The organism is Acinetobacter sp. ABJ_C5_2, from assembly GCF_044538485.1.
GTDB lineage: Bacteria > Pseudomonadota > Gammaproteobacteria > Pseudomonadales > Moraxellaceae > Acinetobacter > Acinetobacter nosocomialis_A.
On sequence record NZ_JBIUCS010000021.1, the window covers coordinates 1 to 20,582 of the forward strand.

The 20,582-nt window shown below is 37.3% G+C and carries 22 protein-coding genes; 5 read left to right on the top strand and 17 right to left on the bottom strand.

The window, feature by feature from the left end; genetic code table 11:
• Positions 1-160: 160 nt before the first annotated feature.
• Entirely contained in the window at positions 161-487 is a 327-nt protein-coding gene (locus ACH8JV_RS14615) for a hypothetical protein (protein WP_263614116.1), read from the top strand.
• Here the strand turns inward: ACH8JV_RS14615 and ACH8JV_RS14620 are convergent.
• From ACH8JV_RS14620 to ACH8JV_RS14645, 6 genes are all read right to left on the bottom strand, one after another.
• Positions 484-954: an AnBLUF65 family BLUF photoreceptors gene (locus ACH8JV_RS14620; RefSeq protein ID WP_263614117.1), complete on the bottom strand. Its 471-nt coding sequence runs from the start codon at positions 952-954 to the stop codon at positions 484-486. The genes ACH8JV_RS14615 and ACH8JV_RS14620 overlap by 4 nt on opposite strands.
• Before the next feature lie 162 nt (positions 955-1,116).
• Complete coding sequence (locus ACH8JV_RS14625) at positions 1,117-1,479, bottom strand: NirD/YgiW/YdeI family stress tolerance protein (RefSeq protein WP_396522070.1); 363 nt, start codon at positions 1,477-1,479, stop codon at positions 1,117-1,119.
• 284 nt (positions 1,480-1,763) lie between these two features.
• Positions 1,764-2,408, bottom strand: coding sequence for a glycosyltransferase (locus tag ACH8JV_RS14630; protein ID WP_396522072.1), 645 nt, complete (start codon positions 2,406-2,408; stop codon positions 1,764-1,766).
• The gene (locus tag ACH8JV_RS14635) at positions 2,405-3,004 is read right to left on the bottom strand and encodes a class I SAM-dependent methyltransferase (RefSeq protein WP_396522074.1); all 600 of its coding nucleotides are present in this window, start codon (positions 3,002-3,004) and stop codon (positions 2,405-2,407) included. The genes ACH8JV_RS14630 and ACH8JV_RS14635 overlap by 4 nt, the downstream gene beginning before the upstream one ends.
• The gene (locus tag ACH8JV_RS14640; RefSeq protein ID WP_396522076.1) at positions 2,979-3,773 is read right to left on the bottom strand and encodes a PIG-L deacetylase family protein; all 795 of its coding nucleotides are present in this window, start codon (positions 3,771-3,773) and stop codon (positions 2,979-2,981) included. The genes ACH8JV_RS14635 and ACH8JV_RS14640 overlap by 26 nt, the downstream gene beginning before the upstream one ends.
• Positions 3,761-4,735, bottom strand: coding sequence for an acyl-CoA dehydrogenase (locus ACH8JV_RS14645; protein WP_396522078.1), 975 nt, complete (start codon positions 4,733-4,735; stop codon positions 3,761-3,763). The genes ACH8JV_RS14640 and ACH8JV_RS14645 overlap by 13 nt, the downstream gene beginning before the upstream one ends.
• Positions 4,736-5,033: 298 nt before the next feature.
• Here ACH8JV_RS14645 and ACH8JV_RS14650 point away from each other — a divergent pair, with 298 nt between their 5' ends.
• Entirely contained in the window at positions 5,034-5,267 is a 234-nt protein-coding gene (locus ACH8JV_RS14650; protein ID WP_024439164.1) for a DUF2171 domain-containing protein, read from the top strand.
• 149 nt (positions 5,268-5,416) lie between these two features.
• On the opposite strand, the gene ACH8JV_RS14655 is transcribed toward ACH8JV_RS14650, so the two are convergent.
• The 3 genes from ACH8JV_RS14655 to ACH8JV_RS14665 form a co-directional block, all read right to left on the bottom strand.
• The gene (locus ACH8JV_RS14655; RefSeq protein ID WP_396522080.1) at positions 5,417-6,814 is read right to left on the bottom strand and encodes an amino acid permease; all 1,398 of its coding nucleotides are present in this window, start codon (positions 6,812-6,814) and stop codon (positions 5,417-5,419) included.
• A gap of 103 nt (positions 6,815-6,917) precedes the next feature.
• Positions 6,918-8,486, bottom strand: coding sequence for a CoA-acylating methylmalonate-semialdehyde dehydrogenase (locus ACH8JV_RS14660; RefSeq protein ID WP_272241206.1), 1,569 nt, complete (start codon positions 8,484-8,486; stop codon positions 6,918-6,920).
• Between the two features lie 109 nt (positions 8,487-8,595).
• Positions 8,596-9,978, bottom strand: a complete 1,383-nt coding sequence (locus ACH8JV_RS14665) for an aspartate aminotransferase family protein (RefSeq protein ID WP_396522083.1) — start codon at positions 9,976-9,978, stop codon at positions 8,596-8,598.
• Between the two features lie 97 nt (positions 9,979-10,075).
• Here ACH8JV_RS14665 and ACH8JV_RS14670 point away from each other — a divergent pair, with 97 nt between their 5' ends.
• Positions 10,076-10,993 carry a LysR family transcriptional regulator gene (locus ACH8JV_RS14670; protein ID WP_396522085.1) on the top strand — a complete coding sequence of 306 codons (918 nt, stop codon included), beginning with the start codon at positions 10,076-10,078 and terminating at the stop codon, positions 10,991-10,993.
• Positions 10,994-11,237: 244 nt separating this feature from the next.
• Positions 11,238-12,353, top strand: a complete 1,116-nt coding sequence (locus ACH8JV_RS14675) for a hypothetical protein (RefSeq protein WP_396522087.1) — start codon at positions 11,238-11,240, stop codon at positions 12,351-12,353.
• A 55-nt stretch (positions 12,354-12,408) separates the two neighbouring features.
• Here ACH8JV_RS14675 and ACH8JV_RS14680 read toward each other — a convergent pair whose 3' ends face one another.
• Positions 12,409-12,969: a TetR/AcrR family transcriptional regulator gene (locus ACH8JV_RS14680; protein WP_396522089.1), complete on the bottom strand. Its 561-nt coding sequence runs from the start codon at positions 12,967-12,969 to the stop codon at positions 12,409-12,411.
• Positions 12,970-13,580: 611 nt separating this feature from the next.
• Positions 13,581-14,441 (bottom strand): EamA family transporter, encoded by an 861-nt coding sequence (locus ACH8JV_RS14685; protein ID WP_396522091.1) that lies wholly within the window; start codon positions 14,439-14,441, stop codon positions 13,581-13,583.
• A 118-nt stretch (positions 14,442-14,559) separates the two neighbouring features.
• Between ACH8JV_RS14685 and ACH8JV_RS14690 the strand changes: the two genes are divergently transcribed.
• Positions 14,560-15,027 (top strand): Lrp/AsnC family transcriptional regulator, encoded by a 468-nt coding sequence (locus ACH8JV_RS14690; protein WP_022574763.1) that lies wholly within the window; start codon positions 14,560-14,562, stop codon positions 15,025-15,027.
• 134 nt (positions 15,028-15,161) lie between these two features.
• Here the strand turns inward: ACH8JV_RS14690 and ACH8JV_RS14695 are convergent, their stop codons facing one another.
• The 6 genes from ACH8JV_RS14695 to ACH8JV_RS14720 all read right to left on the bottom strand — a co-directional run bounded on the left by ACH8JV_RS14695 (position 15,162) and on the right by ACH8JV_RS14720 (position 20,573).
• Complete coding sequence (locus ACH8JV_RS14695) at positions 15,162-15,398, bottom strand: hypothetical protein (protein WP_311087948.1); 237 nt, start codon at positions 15,396-15,398, stop codon at positions 15,162-15,164.
• 201 nt (positions 15,399-15,599) lie between these two features.
• Positions 15,600-16,532 (bottom strand): lauroyl acyltransferase, encoded by a 933-nt coding sequence (locus ACH8JV_RS14700; RefSeq protein ID WP_396522093.1) that lies wholly within the window; start codon positions 16,530-16,532, stop codon positions 15,600-15,602.
• A 212-nt stretch (positions 16,533-16,744) separates the two neighbouring features.
• Positions 16,745-16,939, bottom strand: coding sequence for a hypothetical protein (locus ACH8JV_RS14705; protein WP_139887838.1), 195 nt, complete (start codon positions 16,937-16,939; stop codon positions 16,745-16,747).
• 170 nt (positions 16,940-17,109) lie between these two features.
• Positions 17,110-17,565, bottom strand: a complete 456-nt coding sequence (locus ACH8JV_RS14710) for a hypothetical protein (protein ID WP_396464207.1) — start codon at positions 17,563-17,565, stop codon at positions 17,110-17,112.
• A gap of 273 nt (positions 17,566-17,838) precedes the next feature.
• Positions 17,839-19,212: a putative bifunctional diguanylate cyclase/phosphodiesterase gene (locus ACH8JV_RS14715; RefSeq protein ID WP_396522095.1), complete on the bottom strand. Its 1,374-nt coding sequence runs from the start codon at positions 19,210-19,212 to the stop codon at positions 17,839-17,841.
• 362 nt (positions 19,213-19,574) lie between these two features.
• Complete coding sequence (locus ACH8JV_RS14720) at positions 19,575-20,573, bottom strand: sodium:calcium antiporter (protein WP_396522097.1); 999 nt, start codon at positions 20,571-20,573, stop codon at positions 19,575-19,577.
• Positions 20,574-20,582 lie beyond the last annotated feature (9 nt).

Here is a 20,582-nt window from a genome sequence, read left to right on the forward strand (position 1 = left end):
GAATATTAATAAAGAGATCTGGAGAAAATGATAAAGTCATCTTTATTAATATAAAAACTCTTAATAATAGAAAAAGAATCTCAAAAAATTAATATGTACTATCTTTCCTCTGGAAACAGAGGAAAGATACCTTTTAATCTCTTCAGATAGGATATAGAAAATGTTTATCGCAAAAAATATATTTGTATATTTACTATCAATGTTAGCTTTATGCTTACTAATTATTTTCTTTAATTATGTAGGAATGAACGAGACGCTTAATCTCTTAATTTCTTCAGCACTTTTCGGAATGTTTATTACGTGGTACTACAAAGGTAGTGGACTGTGTATAGCCCTTTTTAGTTTTTTTTACTGGGCAATGTTTGTGATTAGTCAAAGTTTAGAAGTGATATGGATGCTTTCGGTTTCAATGATTGTATATTTAGTCATGACTAAAATTGTACCTAAACTCAAGCACATCCATATCGGTATAGCTTCAAATAGCTAGAATGGATTTACTCCCCGATTAACCATTCCAACTTTCTTAACCGTATTAATTTTAGTTTGCTCTGCAATTAATAGTTCATTTAAGAAAAATTTGAGATTTTGTTGATTCAGCAAAATCGGGTTAAAGGTATTCTCTCCCATGCCAAGAAAGAAAGCCTCAATATTTGTATTGCGTTGCACATATTTCATTGACCAACGTTGAAAAGAGTTTTCTTCAATAGAATATGTGCACAACCATTTAATATTGTAATGCCTTTGATCTTTCTGAATCTTCTCAAATAGCTTTTCAACAATCTCTTTTTCGCCTTCTAAACATTGAAAAAATGCATTATCGGCATAATACAGCACCCCACATATCTCGTTTAAATCGTTAAAGTCACGAGCTTCAGTCAGGATATCACGCAAATCTTGTAGCAAATCTTCATTATTTTCATTTCGTTGGCTGGCATAACACAGTCGAACGTTCATAAGACTTCCGTGAAATCTAAAATTTCATAATTAATGGAATTTTCAACTTAACACACCTTTATTAGAAATACTTTATATTTCATTATTATAAAAAAATCGCAACCTTACTGATTTCAATAAAAAAACCCGAAACTAGTTCGGGCCTTTGCATTTTAAATCGTATTATTTAACACGTTCAATTTGTAAAACTTCTATGTCAGTTGGTTTCATACGATGAGTATCAACCTCACCGACAATGCGAACTTTATCGCCTGCTTTTAATTCCCAACCCTTTGCTAAATCATCATCTACCTCAATGATGATTGAACCAGTTTTATCTTTAAACTCATAATGGTCGCCAGCAATATGTTTAACAATCGTACCTGTTAGAGTGACACCAGTTTCATCAGCCAAAGTTTTTGCTTTTGAAACAGTGACTACATTTTTTGCAGCTTGATTCAGTATCGCCGGATCAGTTCTTGCAAATGCTGCACTACTAGTTAATAAAACAAGTCCAGTGAGTGTGGTAAATAATATTTTTTTCATGAATGTTCTCCTCGTTATTTTATCTATAGCTATCTAAACAATTTATGAAAACTATGAGTTTTAGCTTTTGTGATTTTTTGTGTCATCGTGTCAGATGTACAATATTCTTGTTGGGGAGTATTTTTACATTGACTCATTTTTTAATCGTTATAATGAAAAAAAACCACATCGGGTGATGTGGCAAAAAGGTATAACTCAATGAATACTGAAACAAATGTATACCAGAGGATATGAGTTTAGAATATAAATCAATTATTAAAATAAACTTAAGAAAGTAATATTAATTAAAGATTTTCTAAAAATTTTGATAAACCTTCAGGTGCTCTTCCTTCTAGTCGACTACTGGTGGTTACTCGAACTAAATTGCTCCATGTAATATTGCAGCACTGCCTTATCAGTTTTTGAATGAGCGAAACATCTTCATGGCAAGGAACAGGTTCAAAACCGCCTACTTGCATATAAGCAGCAGCACTAAAGCTTAAATTTGCCCCATGAATATGATGATGATCCATACAGTCTTGATAATGAGACAAATACTTTTTTTGTTTCATAACCGATAAACGACTCAGGTCATCTAAAGTCACAATACCGCAAATTGCATCGGTAGGTTGATGCAAAATTTGGCAACGTAACCAGTCTGGGCTAACCACACTATCGGCATCGGTACAGGCCAGCCAAGTTGCGCCGTTTTGAATAAGTTGGCGGATACCTAAGTCCCGTGCCTTTCCGACACATGCATAATTACATTCAATCCAGCTTACTCCGTAGCGCTGTACAATTGAGCGCGACTGATCCGTACAACTATCAAGTATGACCATGACCTCGACTTGTTCATCCGGTACTTTTTCAATCGCCTCCTGAATTGATTGCAAACAGGCCGGCAAATGTTGCTCTTCATTATGCGCTGGAACTACAACACCTATTTTCATCGTAATTGTTCTCGCTGAGCTATTGATGAAGGATTAACCGTCCAAACATCGACCATAAAGTCTGGATCGTTCAGACTTAAATAGTGATGAAATGGAAAAGATTGTTGAAAGCTTTGGTGGACTTGCTCGGCATTCAATTCAAAATCCTGAATATCATGTCGCCAATGGCAACACAAAATTTCCCCTTCCGGGTTTAAGGCCTGCTTTAACTGTTCAATAAACTCCCCTAACTCATCGAATGTGAGGTAGTACGCCACCTCGCTAATTACAATCAGGTCAAATTTTTGTTCATACAATTCTTCAGGTATTTTTCTATTTTCAACAGTTACATGTTCAAATGCTTCTAACCGTTGGGATGCGAGCTGAACGGCTTGCTTCGACACATCAATACATAACAGATGAGCCGCACGCTGAGCCAGATAAACACTTAAATGTCCATTTGAACAGCCAATTTCTAAAACTTTTTCGTAGTGTGGTCGTGTTAATAATGCAAGGCAGATTTGTCTTTTACGGGCTTCGTACCAGTGATAATCATAGCCCCATGGATCATTATTACTACGATACAACTCCTCAAAATACATACGAGAATGAGTCACTCAGATATACCTCATAAGGCATTAAAAGACGGCTAATTGCACTTGAAGACAAAACGGCGGAATTGCCAGTGCTTTCATCGGCTTCAAGTTGTGTTTTAAATTGCATAACCGCACGATGTTTTTTAATTAATTGGTTTTCCGTTAAGGCATAAGCTTTTGCTTTGGACCAATCAATACGTGGGTCTAAAGGCTCTGCCCAATGCCATGCCCAAATCAATACATGTAGACAGAGTAATTGATGATCTTTTGCAAAGGCCTGTACCGTTTTTCCGACAGCTTCATGGTCAGGATGTCCATCAAGTGCATAGCTACAAATTAAAATATCTTCAGGCTGAACGATTCTGCTGAGCGCTTGATTCAACTGATGAGTCTGCAAATGAATCTGACCATCCATAAGATTTAAAGCAATTCGTTCAGAAAAATCTGATACGCCTAGACTGTCCAAAGCAGCTAAAGTTTCTTGTGGCCGTAAATCGTTTAATTGGTCTGGGCTGTATTTTGTTGAGTGCGGATGGCTTTGTGTTCCATTACTGACAGCCACAATAACAAGGTGACAATTTTCTTTGACTAGCTGCTGCATTAAACCGCCACAACCCAGCACTTCGTCATCGGGATGCGGCGCAACGATCACCACTCTTTTAGATTGAAATAACTGTAAATTCAGCCCGTCTAAAGGATGATTTTTAAATGCCTCTAGCCACCTGAACTTCGATGTCCCTTCACCTGAAATCACACGGTCTTCGACCAAGGGATGCGTTAAAGTTCCCATAAGCTTTTCTCCGGCAAACAGAGCTCTGCAATAGACTCATAGTCAAAAGCTGCATGGCTCTGTCGAATAAAGACAGGCAAATCAGCAATGAGCTGAGAAAATATAGCTTCTTCACAATAAGGCCGTGCACCTAAAGCTTTGCCAACGAGTTGAATAACACTCTGGCAGCATTGTTCTGTTTGGGCACGTAATATACGGATTTCACGCTCATGGCTGAGCATAGGCTCATCATCAATAAGCATGGCAACATATTGAAGAAATTGTTTAGTCACACAGAGCTGTTGAGCCAACTCCCCTAAATACATTTTTTTAAATGCGTTTGGATTAAGTTTGCAGCTTTCATGTAGAAAGCCAACTAAGCGTACCACCGCACCATACCAACAGGCCGCGACACCGGCTGCACCATGCCAAAATCCGGGACGTTCCAAATACCGATTTGGCTGACCTATAACCGTAACGGGAGTATTGTCAAAATGTACTTGGGCTGTTTGGGTTCCTTGCATGCCGACTGCTTGCCAGTGACTTAGGTCAACATGAACCGAAGGATGAGCCAATTCAACAATACAAAGCTGTGCTTGGCCTTGTTTGTCCTTATAGCTCATTAAGGCTTTTTGAATAAACTCAGCACCTGAGCACCAAGTTTTTATACCACTACAATGATTGTTCTCTACTTGTATGGGTGCTGGTCCACCCTCTGCTGCCCATACGGCCCAAGTCTGATCATCTATTTCGTGTTGATAGCCAAGCTCATTTAAAATACTTAAGGCATCACAATGTGATTCAAATAATTTAGCTAGACTTAAATCATACCCTGCCACTTGAGCAAACATTTGCCACCGCTGATAGGTTTGACCTGAAGCTGGATAGGGTAAATTTTTAGCTAATCTTACCAATTCGCGAAGCAAATCTTGGCGTAGCTGACTTTTGTTTTCAGCCTGAGCATGCTCGAATTCACTCAACATACTCAAGACAGTCATATTTATAGATATTTTAATATTCATTACAAATAATTATTCAAAAGTATTCACTTAAACATATCGAAATAATTCTGTTTAATTAAAGATATAAAATGTAATGAAAAGATATTTTCTATAACTTTATTAAATGAATATTTCTTTTTATTTCATTGTTATTTAAATATATCGCTTAAGTGAAATTATAAAATATTCATGTAAGGTTTATTAAAAAACTAAGATTTCTGCTGTTTTATCCAGTAATTTAGTTTCTACCGTTTTTCTATTTCCAAAGAAGAGGTCAAAAATGAGTACTTTAAATATTAATGATATTAAAAAACATGCAGACGTTATTGCTTCTTGTGGTACTAAAGTAGGGACTGTCGATCATCTAGAAGGTGAAAATCAGTTGAAACTCACTCGTGATGAAAACGATCAACATCACCTTATTCCTACTTCTTGGATTGGGGAGGTAAAAGATGATCAAGTCATTTTAAATAAAAACTCAAAAGAAGTTCAAGAAAACTGGCAAGCCATTTAAACTTCTTTGCACAGTGAGTTTCTAACTGTGCAGCTTATTTAAAAATATAAACAACAATTAAAATAAAACAATTAGAATTAAAAAAGTAAAAAGCTCCTTTTCATTAAGGAGCTTTTTATTTATAGCATTAAATTTTTTATTTAATATTTTTATAAGTTACTATGATTTATCGCAACCGAACGGGTTGCTTTACGCTTTCGGGTCACAAATAATCCGCAACCCACCACAGCTAAAGTCACACCTAATGATAAAGTGGTTTCATAACTATAGGCTGGCGAGAAGAACATATAAGCCAATACACTTAAAATAATGATAATCACAAACCAAGTGAGCCATGGAAATAGCCACATTTTAAATGGAATTTCCGCTCCAGCTGCCTCGAGCTTATGTCTTAGACGCAATTGTGAAAATGCAATAACCAAGTACACCAGCAAAGCAATGGAACCTGTACTTGAGAGCAATAAGCTAAATACTTTTCCAGGGAATACGTAGTTAATGACACAGCACACTAAACCGATAAAAGTTGAAGAAAACACCGCAATAGCAGGTACACCCGCATAATTCACTTTCGTCACTGCCTGTGGTGCTTCATTGCGTGTTCCTAAGCGAAATAACATACGAGAAGACGTATAAATTGCGGCATTCATACAGCTCGCCACGGCGATAAACACAACGGTATCAATAATAAGTTTAGTGCCCGGTACGTTTAAGCTCATTAAAACGTATTGGAATGTCCCGTACTTTTGTAAGTCCGGTGAACGCCAATCGACAAGTGAAACAGCAATAAACATTGAGACCACAAAGAAAAGAATAATACGGTACAACACCAAATTGGTGGCACGTCTAATTTTCTGTTTAGGGTTAGATGACTCTGCTGCGGCAATCGAGACAATTTCCACCCCAAAGAATGAAAATGCCGTAATTAAAATGGCAGATAAAATGCCTCCCATACCGTGCGGCATAAAACCAGCGTTGTTGTATAAATTGGCAACGCCACTGACATTTTTAGCTAAAGGCCAAACACCTGAAATTGCCAAAATACCAATAATGATAAACCCAATAATGGCAACCACTTTGACTAAGGAAAACCAGAACTCAAACTCACCAAAACTTTTGGTACTAAAAAAGTTGGCTAAGCTTAAGAACACAATAAAGCAAAACGCATAGATAGAAACTGAAACGCTCGGAAACCACGAATGTAAAATTTCAGCACCTGCGATGGCTTCTACCGGAATCGCAAGCACCCAAAACCACCAATATAACCAACCAATAGTGAAGCCTGCCCACGGGCCAATGGCTTTACGGGCATAGGTAGAAAATGAACCGGTGTCCGGCTCTAAAACGGCCATTTCACCTAACATGCGCATCACCAGAAATACCATAATGCTGGTAATCAGGTATGCAAGAATGACCGCGGGGCCTGCTTTGGCAATTGCAGAAGATGAACCGACAAATAAACCTGCGCCAATAACACCGCCAATACTAATCATTGTGATATGGCGATTTGAGAGTCCTTCGCCTAATTTTTTTGTTCTATCATTATTCATATTTCATTCCTTAAAAATATATCCATAAAAACAATCTATTACATGCTTAAAATCCTACAGTCATGAAAAAAGGGAAAACTGCTGTTTTCCCTGATAATAAAAATTAATTTAAAGTCGGCATTGAGAACTGTTTTGCTTCACGGACTTGAGCCGATGGCCAGCGCTGTGTAATGGTCTTACGGCGTGTGTAGAAACGGACACCATCTGGACCATACGCATGTAAATCACCAAATAACGAACGTTTCCAGCCACCAAAGCTGTGGTAAGCCACAGGTACTGGTAAAGGCACGTTAATACCGACCATACCGACTTGAATGTGACTGCTAAAATAGCGAGCAGCTTCCCCATCACGGGTATAGATACAAGTACCATTGCCATATTCGTGGTCATTAATGAGTTGCATCGCTTCTTGCATGCTATTCACACGCATAACTTGCAACACAGGACCAAAAATTTCTTGCTGGTAACTGGTCATGTTTGGTGTGACTTGATCAATTAAAGTTGGCCCAACAAAGAAACCTTTTTCATAACCTGCCGGTTTTGCATCACGGCCATCTACCACAATTTTTGCGCCTTGCTGCTCTGCGCTTTGAATATAAGCCTGCACTTTGTCTTTATGCGCTTGGGTAATAAGTGGTCCAAAGTCGTTGCTTGCATCTGCATAGTGGCCGAACTTCAATTTTTTCATTTCTTGAGTCAGCTTATCAATTACGACATCGGCAACTTCATCGCCAATAGCAACCGCAACCGAAAGTGCCATACAACGTTCGCCCGAAGAGCCAAAAGCTGCGCCTAACAATGAAGTCACCACGTTATCAATATCGGCATCCGGCATAATAATCGCGTGGTTTTTTGCACCGCCTAATGCTTGGCAACGTTTACCTGTTGAAGTTGCGGTACGGTAAATATATTCAGCAATTGGTGTTGAACCTACAAAGCTGACTGCCTGAATACGCGGATGGTGCAATAAGGCATCTACCGCTTCTTTGTCACCATTCACCACATTAAATACGCCGTCAGGTAAACCCGCTTGTTTTAATAGTTCTGCAAGGTATAAAACCACAGAAGGTGCTTTTTCAGACGGCTTTAAAATAAAGCAATTACCGCAGACTAGTGCCATTGGGAACATCCATAAAGCAACCATGGCCGGGAAGTTAAACGGTGTAATGCCAGCCACAACACCTAACGGTTGGAACTCGCTCCATGAGTCGATATCTGGACCGACATTTTTTGAAAATTCCCCTTTTAAAAGCTCTGGTGCGCCACAAGCATATTCAACATTTTCAATACCACGTTGCAATTCACCTTGAGCATCATGAGAAATTTTACCGTGCTCTTGTCCAATCAAAGCGCAAATCTTTTCGGCATTTTGCTCTAATAATTGTTTGAACTTGAACATAACACGTGCACGTTTAATAACTGGTGTATCACGCCATGCAGGAAATGCTTGCTCGGCGACCTGAACTGCTTCATTTACCGTTTGTGCATCTGCAATTTCGACTTCTTTACTAATTTCACCCGTCGCAGGATTGTAAACTGGCTGTTTTCTTGCCGTTTTAGATACAATTCTTCCTTGAATGAAATGCCCTAGCACTTTTTTGGCTTGTTCACTATGCGTACTATTTTCAGTTGAAACTTCGTCATAGCTAAAATCTTCTAGGCCATTTGTCATTATTGTTACTCCTTACTACAATTAGTTTTCAGATCAAACTGTATTTTTCATTTAGTTTTTTTAAGAGCATCTATTACCGTTATAGATGCCCATGAAAAGTCTCTAAGCCTTATTTCACTTGATAAAGCGCGTCGCCCACGGCATTCATTAAGCGATCAATATCTGCCTCAGTGCTGTTAAACATTGGACCGAACTGAAGCGTGTCGCCTCCAAAGCGAACATAGAATCCTTCTTTCCAAAGTTTCATACCAAGCTCAAAACCTCGAATGGTGACATCACCATCACGCGGAGCTAACTGCAACGCACCAATCAAGCCACAGTTGCGAATATCTAAAATGTGCGGTGCGCCTTTTAAACCATGCAGCATTTTTTCAAAACTTGGAGCCAACGCCGCCGATTGAGCTAACAAGTTTTTCTTTTCTAAAACTTCAAGCGCAGCTAAAGCGGCAGCGCAAGCAACTGGATGTGCCGAATAGGTATAGCCGTGAGTAAATTCAATGGCGTGTTCTGGTAAGTCTTGCTGCATAAATGCAGAGTAAATTTCATGGCTTGCCACCACACCACCTAAAGGAATGGCACCATTGGTGACTTGCTTCGCAAAGTTCAAAATATCTGGTGTTACCCCAAAATATTCGGCCCCCGTCCACGTACCTAGGCGACCAAAACCTGTAATCACCTCATCAAAAATTAACAAGATGTCATTCTGGTCACAGATCTCTCTTAAACGTTGTAAATAGCCTGTTGGCGGCACAATACAACCTGCTGAACCAGAAATAGGCTCTACAATGACGGCTGCAATATTTGAAGCATCGTGTAGCTCAATTAACTTAAGCATTTCATTGGCAAGTTCTACCCCGCCTGTTTCTGCACAGCCTTTGGTAAAAGTTAAATTTGGCTGCAAGGTATGCGGTAAATGGTCTACATCCATAAGCTGACCAAACATTTTACGGTTGCCGCCAATACCACCTAAGCTTGTCCCCGCAACGTTTACCCCATGATAGCCACGAGCACGACCAATCAATTTGGTTTTACTTGGTTTACCTTTAATACGCCAATACGCACGTGCCATTTTGATAGACGTATCTGCCGACTCTGAACCTGAGTTGGTAAAGAAAACGTGTTGTAGTTTTTCAGGCATATGCTGAACAATTTTATCTGCAAGCTTAAAAGACAATGGATGACCAAACTGAAAAGCTGGCGAGTAGTCGAGCTGACCTAATTGAGCACTCACCGCTTGTTGAATTTCGGGTAAGGTATGGCCTGCACCACACGTCCATAGGCCTGAAAGTGAGTCATAAATTTCACGGCCCGAATCATCAATTAGGTACGATCCTTTGGCACCCACAATCATGCGTGGGTCTTTAGCAAAGTTTCGGTTTGCAGAGAAAGGCATCCAATGTGCCTGATAATTTATGTGCATATTATTATTAGTTTGAACCGCATCCAAAGTATGCTCAGAGTCGCTAAATTTATCCGTATCAAACATAACCATTCCTGTTTATTTTCAAATTATGGTTTGAGTGTACATAGCGAGATAAGTTTGATAAATTCAAATTATCTTGAGTTTAGATTTAAAAAAACAAAACTAAATGAAACCTAAAAAATTAAATCAAGTCACTGATTTTGATATAAAACTTCTCAAAATATTTAAAACAGTTTGCGACTGTCATAGCTTTACATCTGCCGAAAGTATTTTAGGTATTAGCCGCTCTGCAATTAGTTTGCATATGAGTGATTTAGAAAATCGTTTGGGCATTCGACTATGTCAGCGAGGCCGTGCTGGGTTCGCCCTGACCGATGAAGGACGGGAAATTTTAGAATATATTGAAGTACTCACAGCAGCGATTGAAGACTTCCGCTCTAAAGTCAACCAAATGCATAACCGCCTTAAGGGTGAGTTTAATATCGGCATTATTAACAACCTTGTGACTATGCCTAGAGGCTATATCACCAACACCTTGACTCAACTTGCCGAAGAGCATGCCGAAGTTATTATTAATATTAGTATGAGTACTTTGTCAGATATTGAATGCCGCGTGCTCGATAACCGTTTGCATGCAGGCGTTATTCCCCTTGTGACACCTTTGTCTGGTTTAGACTATTTCGACTTATATAGTGAAAGTTCGTTTTTATACTGCGGCAAAAACCATCCTTTATTTAACCAATGCAGTAGCATCAATTTAAATGAATTAAAAAAATGGCAAGCTATTCTTCCTAATTATGCGATTACCTCGGAAGCAGCAAAGTTACATCAGCTTTTAGACTGTAAAGCGACGGCAAGTGACCGCGAAGGTATTGCCTTTCTGATTTTAACTGGCAAATTTTTAGGTTTTTTACCTGACCACTATGCAAAAAAATGGGTTGAAGACGGTGTGATGCAACCTGTTTTAAAAGAGAAGATGCATTACAGTACCCCTATATGCTTAATTACTCATAAGGGTAAAAACCACAATAATATTTTAAAAACCTTTATGGATATGCTTGAGAAACGCATAAGCAATGATTAAAAATAGTTATATATAGATAGAAAGATATAGATAATTTTACAAATAATGAATCTTTTTATTTAAAAAAACTTTACAATAGATATTAATAAAACAATTTTTATAGTAGTTTTTTTAGATAAAAATGACTATCCAGTATATTTAAATCAATTTAATATTTAACAAATATAATTTAACAGTCTGTTTTTAATAAATAAAAAATATATAATCGCACCGCAAAGTAAACATAAATACTTAAGGTTTATTCATGAAAAAAATTTCAACTTTAGCAGTTTCTATTTCATTTATTATGTTAACGGGGTGCGGTGGAGGCAGTTCAAGCTCTAATAATACTGAAAATGTATCATCGCAAGCTCAAGGGCAATCTACTCAAAATGTAAATAGTCTAAAGTGTGATAGAGGTATTCTCTTAAATTCTACGCTTTCAACCAATACAATTTTTGATGAGCCGTTATACTCTCTTACATACAATTATAAACAAGTCTCAACAGCTAATAGCTACACTACAGTAAAACAATTGTATGCAGATGAATTTCAAAGAAATGGGCAGATGATATATTCATCTCCTAAAGCAATTTATAATGTAACTGCTGACGAAATTGAAAGTAGTTCGGCTGAAGATGTTGTACAAACTTACGACCTTAACTCTTTTGGTCTTTTCACTAAAAAGACTTATCAGAAGCAAAATAATGGTTGGCCTGAGGGCTATATTGTTGCATCACAAGGCTCACAAATTACGACTGCTCAATTTAATGATACTTGTAGTTTAAATTCAGATAATGTTAGTTTCGATTATGAGAAAATTGATGTTTCCGGTAAAAAAATAACTGATATTTTCCCACCTGATACAGCGAATGCAACAACTAAAGATACAGACTATATCAATAATCAATTTTCTCGTATTCTTAAAGATAATCAAACAGCCTTTGCAAACTTAGTAAATAGTAACGCAACTTTCCCAAGCGGTTCTTTTGTTTATGTACCGAAGTCTGTTGTTTATAACAATACCGAATTTTATTTATTTGATAGCTCACTCACTGATTTCAAAACCCTAGCTGAATGGCAACAAAAATATTATCAAAACTTTAATTATAAATTTGATACTGTTGCTGGTTATAAGGTGACTTATTTTGTAGATAGTGCAGGTAACCCAATTTATGACAATGGTAAGGATCCAGCCATTGAAATGAATGGCAAAATCTATGATGGTGAATGGCAAGTTAAAGGTAATGTTATCTCTGAAACCTATGGTGTACCACCAACTACATGGAACACCAACTACCAATCAAAAAGTGACTTTGCTTTATTCAATAAAACAAGTTATGACTTTCTTGCTACCCAAATCCAAACTTACTATAAGTAAAATTTAAAACCTGTATATCCCAAAGTACCTTACCCATGTACTTTGGGATATTTATCTAAACCAGTCCAACCTTTAATAAAAAATAATCTAACGTCTTATCTGTTTCACCAATACTGCTTTGATCCACAAGTGGGATAATTGCACCCTCAATCACATATAAAAAGAGTCTGGCCTCATTAAATGATGCATCGGCTTTTAATGTTCTAAGTACGCTATAGATTTCATTGGTCAGCCATGTTCTGTACCTTACCGCGGTTTGATAGGCGTTTGGATAGCTATTTTTAATTTCAAAAACGGCCTTAAATAATAAGTAATATGGCCCTTCTATATCACTATGTAAAAAATAAAGTTTCTTGAGTTTATCTATTGCGGCTGTGTCATGGTCATACTCCACCAGTGCAGTCACTTGGTCTTGAAGTCGTTCTTTTTGCACGATTAGACAGATATCAATGAAGCGCTGTTTAGAGTGAAAATAGTTATAAAACGTCATTTTTGTGACTTCGGTTTCCCTCACAATCTTGTCGACGCCAACTGTGTGAAACCCACCGTGCTGGAACAGATGAATCCCTTTTTTTACAACTTCAAAAGCACGTGTTGGGAGCGTTAAATTTGGCATAGTTTTACCGTTATAAAATAATTTTTTGTTGTATATAAATGAGATATAAAAATCTGTGCCCTTTCTGGGAGAAAAAAAGACACAGCAAAACCCATAAAGGCTGTGCTTGGCACATCTCGAGTTTTATAGTTGCTAAGTTTTTGGTCGTGATGATTTAAAGCTTGATAAACCTAATGGCGATCAAACTCGTTAACAAACTAAGTTGTGTTGTTATAGCTTTTGGCAAAGGTTGCCAAGAAATAATGGATGTGCAAAGCCAACTCCTTTTTATTGGGAGTTCTGCCAGACATATTAAATTATGGTGGCAGAACGGAAGAGGGTTGACAGACTGGTCAAACGAGCCAGCACACCCGTAGGTGTCCCCCTCCCGTTCCACCGCAGAGGGGGCGAGAGTGGCTAAACACTAAAAGTATAAAACCTTTAATGCTCGTTTGATTCAGCCTGTCAAAGCCGGCTGGCAATGTGGCCAGCAGGCAAAGGATAGTGCTCAACCCTATTGCAGTCAAGCACACAAAATGACATTTGTTTTAAAATAGATCATTAAAAAGTAAGGATAAATAATTAAAATTTATTGTTAATTTGGGGTTGAAAATTAAAGTAAATATTTGAGCTTATACACTTTTACGTTTATAAGAAAAATAAGAACATCCGGCACACGACGCCATAATGATTGTTATCCCAATGATCTGAAAATGATTTAATCGTTCATCTAAAATCAGCCATCCGGCTAAAGCACTTACCGCGGGTGATGCGCTCACTAATATTCCAAAAACTCGCGGATGCAATTTTTTCATAGCAACCATATCTAATATAAATGGAATAGCACTCGCGAGCATCGACATGAGTAAACAGGTAAGAAGAATCTTATAACTATCAAAAATATGGATAAAGTGAGTTGCACCTAAAGGCGTTGCAAACAAAGCCGCGAGAAACATTCCTGTTGCAACCGAGCTGCCACCACCTTGTGCAACTTTAGAGCCATAAATAATATACAGTCCCCAACCCACGGCAGCCACAAGCGCATACGTCATACCAATAAAGCTAAAGTTATGGTTTGAATTACCCATAGGTAAAAAAAGCAAACCAATAAGAGATAATGCTCCCCAAAAATAATCTAATTTATTTTTAGACATTAAAATAGCAACCGTAAGTGGTCCCAACACCTCAATAGAAATAGCGATCCCAACAGACATATAAGAAAATGCTTTATAAATTAAAGTATTCATTAAAGTGAGGATGGCCCCATAAATAATGAGATTTTTCCAATTGGTCTGTTTGTTCCAGTCTCTCCAAGGTTTAAACACAACCCATAAAAAACATGCTGACAAAGCAAGTCGAGTTAAGGTCACTCCTTCTGCACTAAGAATTGGGAAAAGGACTTTTCCTATTGATGCGCCTATTTGCACAGAAACTAAAGATAAAAATGCGGCTGCAAATGCTATGCCTTGTCTGGAGTTTGTCTCAATCATCATATTTACCGCTCTGGGAATGATTGAAATTTTAGTTCTATATAACCAATATATTTCTTCTATTTCCCTCAATAAAACGATTAAATAACTCTATATTTGAAGCTTAATGAGAGATTTACTCATGTCAGAAATTTCTTTAGATAATTTTGACTACGCAATCTTAAGAATACTGCAAAAAGACAATAAAACTTCTCATCGAGAAATTTCTGAAAAAATTGGACTATCCGCTGCGTCTGTTCAACGGCGCATATCGCGTATGGAAGAAAAGGAAATTATTTTAAGAAATTGCGCCATTTTAAATCCGCTTAAATTTGGTGAAAAAATCACTTCTATTATTGAAGTGCGACTGAGCGAAGACCGTTCTGTCGTTATGGACAGAGCAAAACTGTACTTTGCTTCCGTTGAAGAAATTCAGCAGTGCTATTTTGTGAATGGCGGAGTGTCTTTTATCATTATCATGCTGAGCAACAACTTATCTCATTTTGAAAGTTTGGTTAGAAAACATTTCGCTGATAATGAAGACGTCAAAACCTATAGAACACTTATTGTTTTAGATCGCGTAAAAGTAAACTTTGAGTTAAATATTTAAACTTTTCAATCTAAGCTTTAAGATCTTACAGCAGTTAGGGTTTTACCCATCTAAACAAATAAAAAGAATAACGACTAAGACGATGTCATAAAAAATCCCGCAGTGTATGGCGGGATTTTTTGTAGTGCGTTGAATTACATATGACCACGTCCGTGGCTATGCATATCAGACCCATGATCACCATGTGCTTTATTATGATAGTACCCCTTACCATGATGAGTGCCATGATAAGCATATGCTTTACCATGATGGCTGCCGTGATAAGCATGACCATAACCATGATGTGAGCCGTGATAACCATGGCCTTTTGCAAAGGTCGGAGCAGAAAGCGCGATGACCAATGCGGCAAAAATATACTTAATGTACTTCATACAAAATTCCTTTTTATTGTAGTACTGGAATTTAAAGTAATACATAAATGTACAGCTAGAAACAAGTGAAAATCTGTACAGGAGTGTAAGGTAGGCTAAGCAAAACTGATCTACTTCATACGCCGTATAAGCAACATAAAATAGATCATTGAAAATAATAAAAATTTAAAACTTAAGTCACTAAAGATATGTTCAACTCAATCAGTAGAACTTTGCCTCACCGACAGGACGGGTTTTAAATCGTCTGTGAAACCACATGTACTGTGTTGGCGCGATTCGAATTTGGTTTTCAATAATTTTATTGACGCGTTCAGCATCATTCACTTCACATTCACTTGGAAAATTTTCAAGTTTAGGTTCAATCAGTACATTGTATTGAGGGTCTCGAATATCCCCACTTCTATAAAAATATAATGGGATTGCGACAGCATTTGAAATGTCCATGAGTCTTCGGTGGGCCGTTACTGTTGCGGCTTGTATTCCAAAGAATGATGCCATGACACCTTGCTTTAAACCAAAGTCCTGATCAGGGCTATACCAGATTGCATGACCATTTTTCAGTTTCGCAATTAAGCTACGCATATTGTCTTTCGCAATTTGGTTTTTATAAACCCGAGCACGACTACGATGAATGAGAAAATCCATAAAAGGATTATTTTGGGGTCTATACACCACATCCATATCGAAAAATAAGGTACAAGCAGCGCCGCCAGCATCTAATAACGTGCTATGTGTGCCTAACAACAAAACACCCCTATCCCGATTCTGTTCCAGATGTTCTAAACCTTTTATATGAACCCTTTTTTTAAACCATGCAGGACAATACCAAGCATTTAAAGCTTCAAATATACCAATCATTGTATCTGTAAAAACTGACTTGGCTTTGGTTTCAATTTGCTCAGGTGTTTTTTCAGGGAAACAAGCTTCTAAATTTCGTAAAGTTGTTTTTCTTCTGGAAGCTAATAGTGTCCAAGCAATTTTTGAGAAAAGTTTTGCTAAACGCCACTGGAGTGCCCAAGGCAAGTACGCAAGAAACATAAGAGTAAAAGCTGTAAACCAGATACCCCAATACTTTAATGATAGAAAGGAAAATTGAAACTGCCCAGATTGATACTGCGGTTCAGATCTCGTCATACTGTAAATATCTAGAGGTATAGGAAATCATGCTAACACACACCGAATCTACACGCGTTTGCAAAGTGTGTCTTAATATTAGACTTATTTTCTTTAGAAGATTTAGATTTCCTGAACATTACCTCTCATATTTATTTCATTATTATATTTTAAATAACAATTACTTATAAAAATTTAACTACTTTAATGATTAAATAAATTATATACAAAAATTAAAATGCTAGTCCTCTCATCACTTGCAGAAACTCTGAATACTCATCTTCACTTTCAAAAGTAAACTCTACTTCTGAACCATCTGTAAACCGAACTAGAACAGATCTCAAATCGGCACTGGTTGTAAATTTAACAACTTGTTCAAGGTTGTAGTGAGTAGATCCTACTTGGTAATACTTATATTCTCTTGCCATAACAACGTTCTACTCAAAAAGTATAAGATTTCATCACTATAGAACAAATAAAGAAAATTTCTAAAGATTTTGTTCACTAGAAACCATTCAAAGCTAAAGGTCACTCTTATTCTTTAACTTAATAAAAAAACCGCTATGAGGCGGCCTTTTATTGATGAGGCATTCAACAATTACTTTTTCAAAGTTTTGGTAAATGCTTCCGAATTAAAATATTCGGTAATTTCCCCACCTTCATTTAAAACTTTTTCCTTTGGAATGCTTAAAAAATCTAGTTCTGATTTTAGGCTAATAAATTCAGGAATATATTTCTTAATAGGTGGTGGAGGTTTAGGCCCTCCTTCTGTAATTTTTTCAATAAATCCAGCTAGCCATAAAATATATTCGTCTTCCATACTATGGTGTGGAATAAGGCTAACATCTATTTTTACTTTGCATTCACTTAATGGTTTTGTTAAAGCTTCTTCAAAATCAATGTAGTTATACTTTAATTTGAATATGCTCCCAGATATCTCTTTACGTATAAAAATCATTAAATTATTAAGATTTTCAATAGTGTCATCTGAAAAAAGCTCAACTTCTTTAACTTTCCTATACACACTTTCTGCAATAGCTAAGTATTGTGGCATTAAGGTTTTGTCCTTATCTTTATCTTTGAAGCGGTATTAGGTGGTCTCTCAAAGTAAGTATGATTCAAGTTATATTTATTCTTGTAAGTTTAAGTAATATTAAGTAAGTATTGTTTATATTGTGTTAATTTATAACTGTTAAACAGCTATTTTTAAGTTTTATTTAATTTCAAGAGAGAAAGAGCGCTATATCAAACTTCATTGCGTTATCTTTCCAACAAATAAAATCAAATCTCTTTCATCAACTATGTTTCCTATCAAAAGCTATTTTGCTTATTTATTAAAATGCGACAACTGTTTGATAAAGTCATTTAAAGGCATTGGACAGCCCCATAAAAAGCCCTGAAATTCGGTACAGCCATTACCTTTAAAAGCACTAAATTGTTCAGCCGTTTCTATTCCTTCTACCAGCACGCGAAGGTTTAAATCTAGACCAATTTTAATAATACCCGTGACCAGTTTATTACTGCGTTTATCATCCAAAGCTGCCTCTACAAAGCTACGATCAATTTTGATTTGGCTAATGGGCATTTTCTGTAAATAGCTTAAAGATGAATAACCTGTACCAAAGTCATCAAGTGAAAGCTGAATGCCATGTCTAGACAAGAAATTCATTTTTTCAATCATGCTTGCACAGTTATTTAAGGCAATATTTTCAGTAATTTCTAAAATGAGTCGAGATGGAGTAATGCCATATTTTTCAACCATAGCAATTATAGTTTGCTCAAAAAGTGGTTGCATGAAATGGTCAGCACTAATATTGACGGAAAGCGTAAGATCTTTAGTTTCCTCTTTTTTGCTCCAGTCTTGTAAAACTTTGCAGGCTTGAACTAATACCCACTCGCCTATCTCTGGCATTAATCCAAAACTTTCTGCTGCAGGAATAAAATCTTGCGTAGGAATATATCCTAAAGTTGGGTGATGCCATCGTAACAAGGCTTCTGCGCCAATTAATTGTTCAGAGGAATTGATTTGCGGTTGATAAAAAAGCTCAAATTGTTCTTTGGTGAGGGCTAAACGTAGGTCATGCACCATGCTATTTTCTATTTGTATCTCTAATTGCATAGTATAAATTGATATACAAATCATGAGAGTAGCCACACAAGTTGCAATCCACCCACCATGATTACGGATATCATCTGACAAAGGTACTGCACTATTAAGTGTAAAAGAGGTACCACTAAAAAATATAAAACACCCAATCGATAATAAAATTAAAATGATTTGTAAAAAGCTTGGATCACGGCGGTAATTTAAATATCCCAGTATTGCGCCGGCAGGCAAAAATAAATGCGCCACTTGAGGCCGATGAGGGGTAGCAATATCGAAAAAAAGGCAAAAAACGACTGGGAAAATCAGTAGGACCGCTTGTGATAAAAGTATGCCCGCCGAAATGCGGTTTTTATAAATGAGAAAAAGGCTAAACATGGAAACTAGTGTGAAACCAATATCCATACAAACAATCAGCCACATGTGTGCAAATGCGAAATAAATAGTCCAAAACAAACAAAAAATAATACAAATAAAGATATTTGCTTTGGCTGCAATTGTAAGCTGCTGGTCTTTTACGTTACGGTAATTTTTCTTGCGTTTTTTAAAGTAAGATGAAGCTATCATAAATAAATCAACCGTAAAATATTTCTTCAAAGACCCCCAGCTTGGTCATTGATACTCCATCTCAATATTTACCAATAAAACGTAATATTTTATTCCTTTCTTATTTGTACTATTCATTTTGAGATTTGGTGTTCTTCAACAGCGTTGCTACAGTTCAGTGGTTTAACTGAACGATACTGCGTTTCGAACACTTTTTAATTTTAAAGTATCAAGACTTAACGATACATGCGTCTGCGGCTCAGGTACAGCCCCTAACTAGTGAAAAATTAGGCGAATTCTAAAGAATTTTCTGTATCGTAATCTTATACACCCGTGAGTGTATAAGATTAGCCGTTCAATAGTCATGAAAATAGCTGAAACGCGCTGGTCACCTTGCAACGCATGAATGTGTATTAGAGATAAATCACAACCAAAACTGCGAAAACGCCATATAAAGCACTTACTGCAACTAATGATCGATCATCGACCGTACCACGGCGGAATAAATTCCATAAAAACACAATCGCCAGTGCAGTAATAATGCCAGATGCTAGTAGCAATGTATCAAAGCGCCACGGTGTGAAAAATATACCCAAAGCACTTGGTATGGTGGCCTGAATCATCATGGCACCAGAAATGTTCGCTAAAGCCAAACGCTCTTTACCTTGGCGTACCCAAATCAGCGCATTCATAATTTCAGGTAATTCGGTCGCAACCGGACTCAGTAATAAAGCAACCAAATGTGGTGGCCAACTTAGCGCTGTACCAATTGCTTCAAGCTGAGCCACAAAAGTGTGCGACGCGATACTAATGACAACTAAAGCGACCAATACCTGTAAGCCAGCCCACCCCAGTGACGGTTCGGCTGCGTTGGGACGGAACTTGAGAGGTTCGAGTTCTTCTTCATCGGCAGATGTATCTGCTTCCTTAATCTCACGCCAAACATAAGCTGCATAAGCCGCTAAAAATAGAATACCTAACCAAGGCTTAATGGCAAACGCGACTAAACCAAGTGCTACTTTTAAAACAAAGATGGCAAGGAAAGAGACTTGATCTCGGCTTAAGCGACCATAATCAACTTGTACTTTATGCGAAGTTCGAGCTAACTTTTTACGATGAAGAATTAATACCAGACCTACAACGGCGTAACCCAAGGTTGCTAGCACCAATGGACCACCCATTGCAGCTCCAACACCAAGGTCTTTTTGTTCTGGGGTATTACCAAACACAACGGCCATAAAGGTCACCGCACTTTCAGGTAGCGCTGTACCAAAAGCTGCGAGTACTGAACCTACTGCGGTTGCACCAAGATTAAGACGTTTACCAAACCATTCAATTCCATTGACGAAATATTCACAGGCTAGGTAAATTGCCGCGGCGGACAAAAAGAATAAGATGAACGTGAGGAGCATAGGAATAGT

Excerpts from the sequence above, each read along its gene's own strand:
- ACH8JV_RS14660 (WP_272241206.1), bottom strand. The coding sequence starts at position 8,486 with ATGACAAATGGCCTAGAAGATTTTAGCTATGACGAAGTTTCAACTGAA.
- ACH8JV_RS14655 (WP_396522080.1), bottom strand. The coding sequence starts at position 6,814 with ATGAATAATGATAGAACAAAAAAATTAGGCGAAGGACTCTCAAATCGC.
- ACH8JV_RS14720 (WP_396522097.1), bottom strand. The coding sequence starts at position 20,573 with ATGCTCCTCACGTTCATCTTATTCTTTTTGTCCGCCGCGGCAATTTAC.
- ACH8JV_RS14615 (WP_263614116.1), top strand. The coding sequence starts at position 161 with ATGTTTATCGCAAAAAATATATTTGTATATTTACTATCAATGTTAGCT.
- ACH8JV_RS14645 (WP_396522078.1), bottom strand. The coding sequence starts at position 4,735 with ATGTTGAGTGAATTCGAGCATGCTCAGGCTGAAAACAAAAGTCAGCTA.
- ACH8JV_RS14630 (WP_396522072.1), bottom strand. The coding sequence starts at position 2,408 with ATGAAAATAGGTGTTGTAGTTCCAGCGCATAATGAAGAGCAACATTTG.
- ACH8JV_RS14640 (WP_396522076.1), bottom strand. The coding sequence starts at position 3,773 with ATGGGAACTTTAACGCATCCCTTGGTCGAAGACCGTGTGATTTCAGGT.
- ACH8JV_RS14705 (WP_139887838.1), bottom strand. The coding sequence starts at position 16,939 with ATGGCAAGAGAATATAAGTATTACCAAGTAGGATCTACTCACTACAAC.
- ACH8JV_RS14685 (WP_396522091.1), bottom strand. The coding sequence starts at position 14,441 with ATGATGATTGAGACAAACTCCAGACAAGGCATAGCATTTGCAGCCGCA.
- ACH8JV_RS14695 (WP_311087948.1), bottom strand. The coding sequence starts at position 15,398 with ATGAAGTACATTAAGTATATTTTTGCCGCATTGGTCATCGCGCTTTCT.
- ACH8JV_RS14620 (WP_263614117.1), bottom strand. The coding sequence starts at position 954 with ATGAACGTTCGACTGTGTTATGCCAGCCAACGAAATGAAAATAATGAA.
- ACH8JV_RS14680 (WP_396522089.1), bottom strand. The coding sequence starts at position 12,969 with ATGCCAAATTTAACGCTCCCAACACGTGCTTTTGAAGTTGTAAAAAAA.
- ACH8JV_RS14650 (WP_024439164.1), top strand. The coding sequence starts at position 5,034 with ATGAGTACTTTAAATATTAATGATATTAAAAAACATGCAGACGTTATT.
- ACH8JV_RS14625 (WP_396522070.1), bottom strand. The coding sequence starts at position 1,479 with ATGAAAAAAATATTATTTACCACACTCACTGGACTTGTTTTATTAACT.
- ACH8JV_RS14710 (WP_396464207.1), bottom strand. The coding sequence starts at position 17,565 with ATGCCACAATACTTAGCTATTGCAGAAAGTGTGTATAGGAAAGTTAAA.
- ACH8JV_RS14700 (WP_396522093.1), bottom strand. The coding sequence starts at position 16,532 with ATGACGAGATCTGAACCGCAGTATCAATCTGGGCAGTTTCAATTTTCC.
- ACH8JV_RS14675 (WP_396522087.1), top strand. The coding sequence starts at position 11,238 with ATGAAAAAAATTTCAACTTTAGCAGTTTCTATTTCATTTATTATGTTA.
- ACH8JV_RS14670 (WP_396522085.1), top strand. The coding sequence starts at position 10,076 with ATGAAACCTAAAAAATTAAATCAAGTCACTGATTTTGATATAAAACTT.
- ACH8JV_RS14665 (WP_396522083.1), bottom strand. The coding sequence starts at position 9,978 with ATGGTTATGTTTGATACGGATAAATTTAGCGACTCTGAGCATACTTTG.
- ACH8JV_RS14690 (WP_022574763.1), top strand. The coding sequence starts at position 14,560 with ATGTCAGAAATTTCTTTAGATAATTTTGACTACGCAATCTTAAGAATA.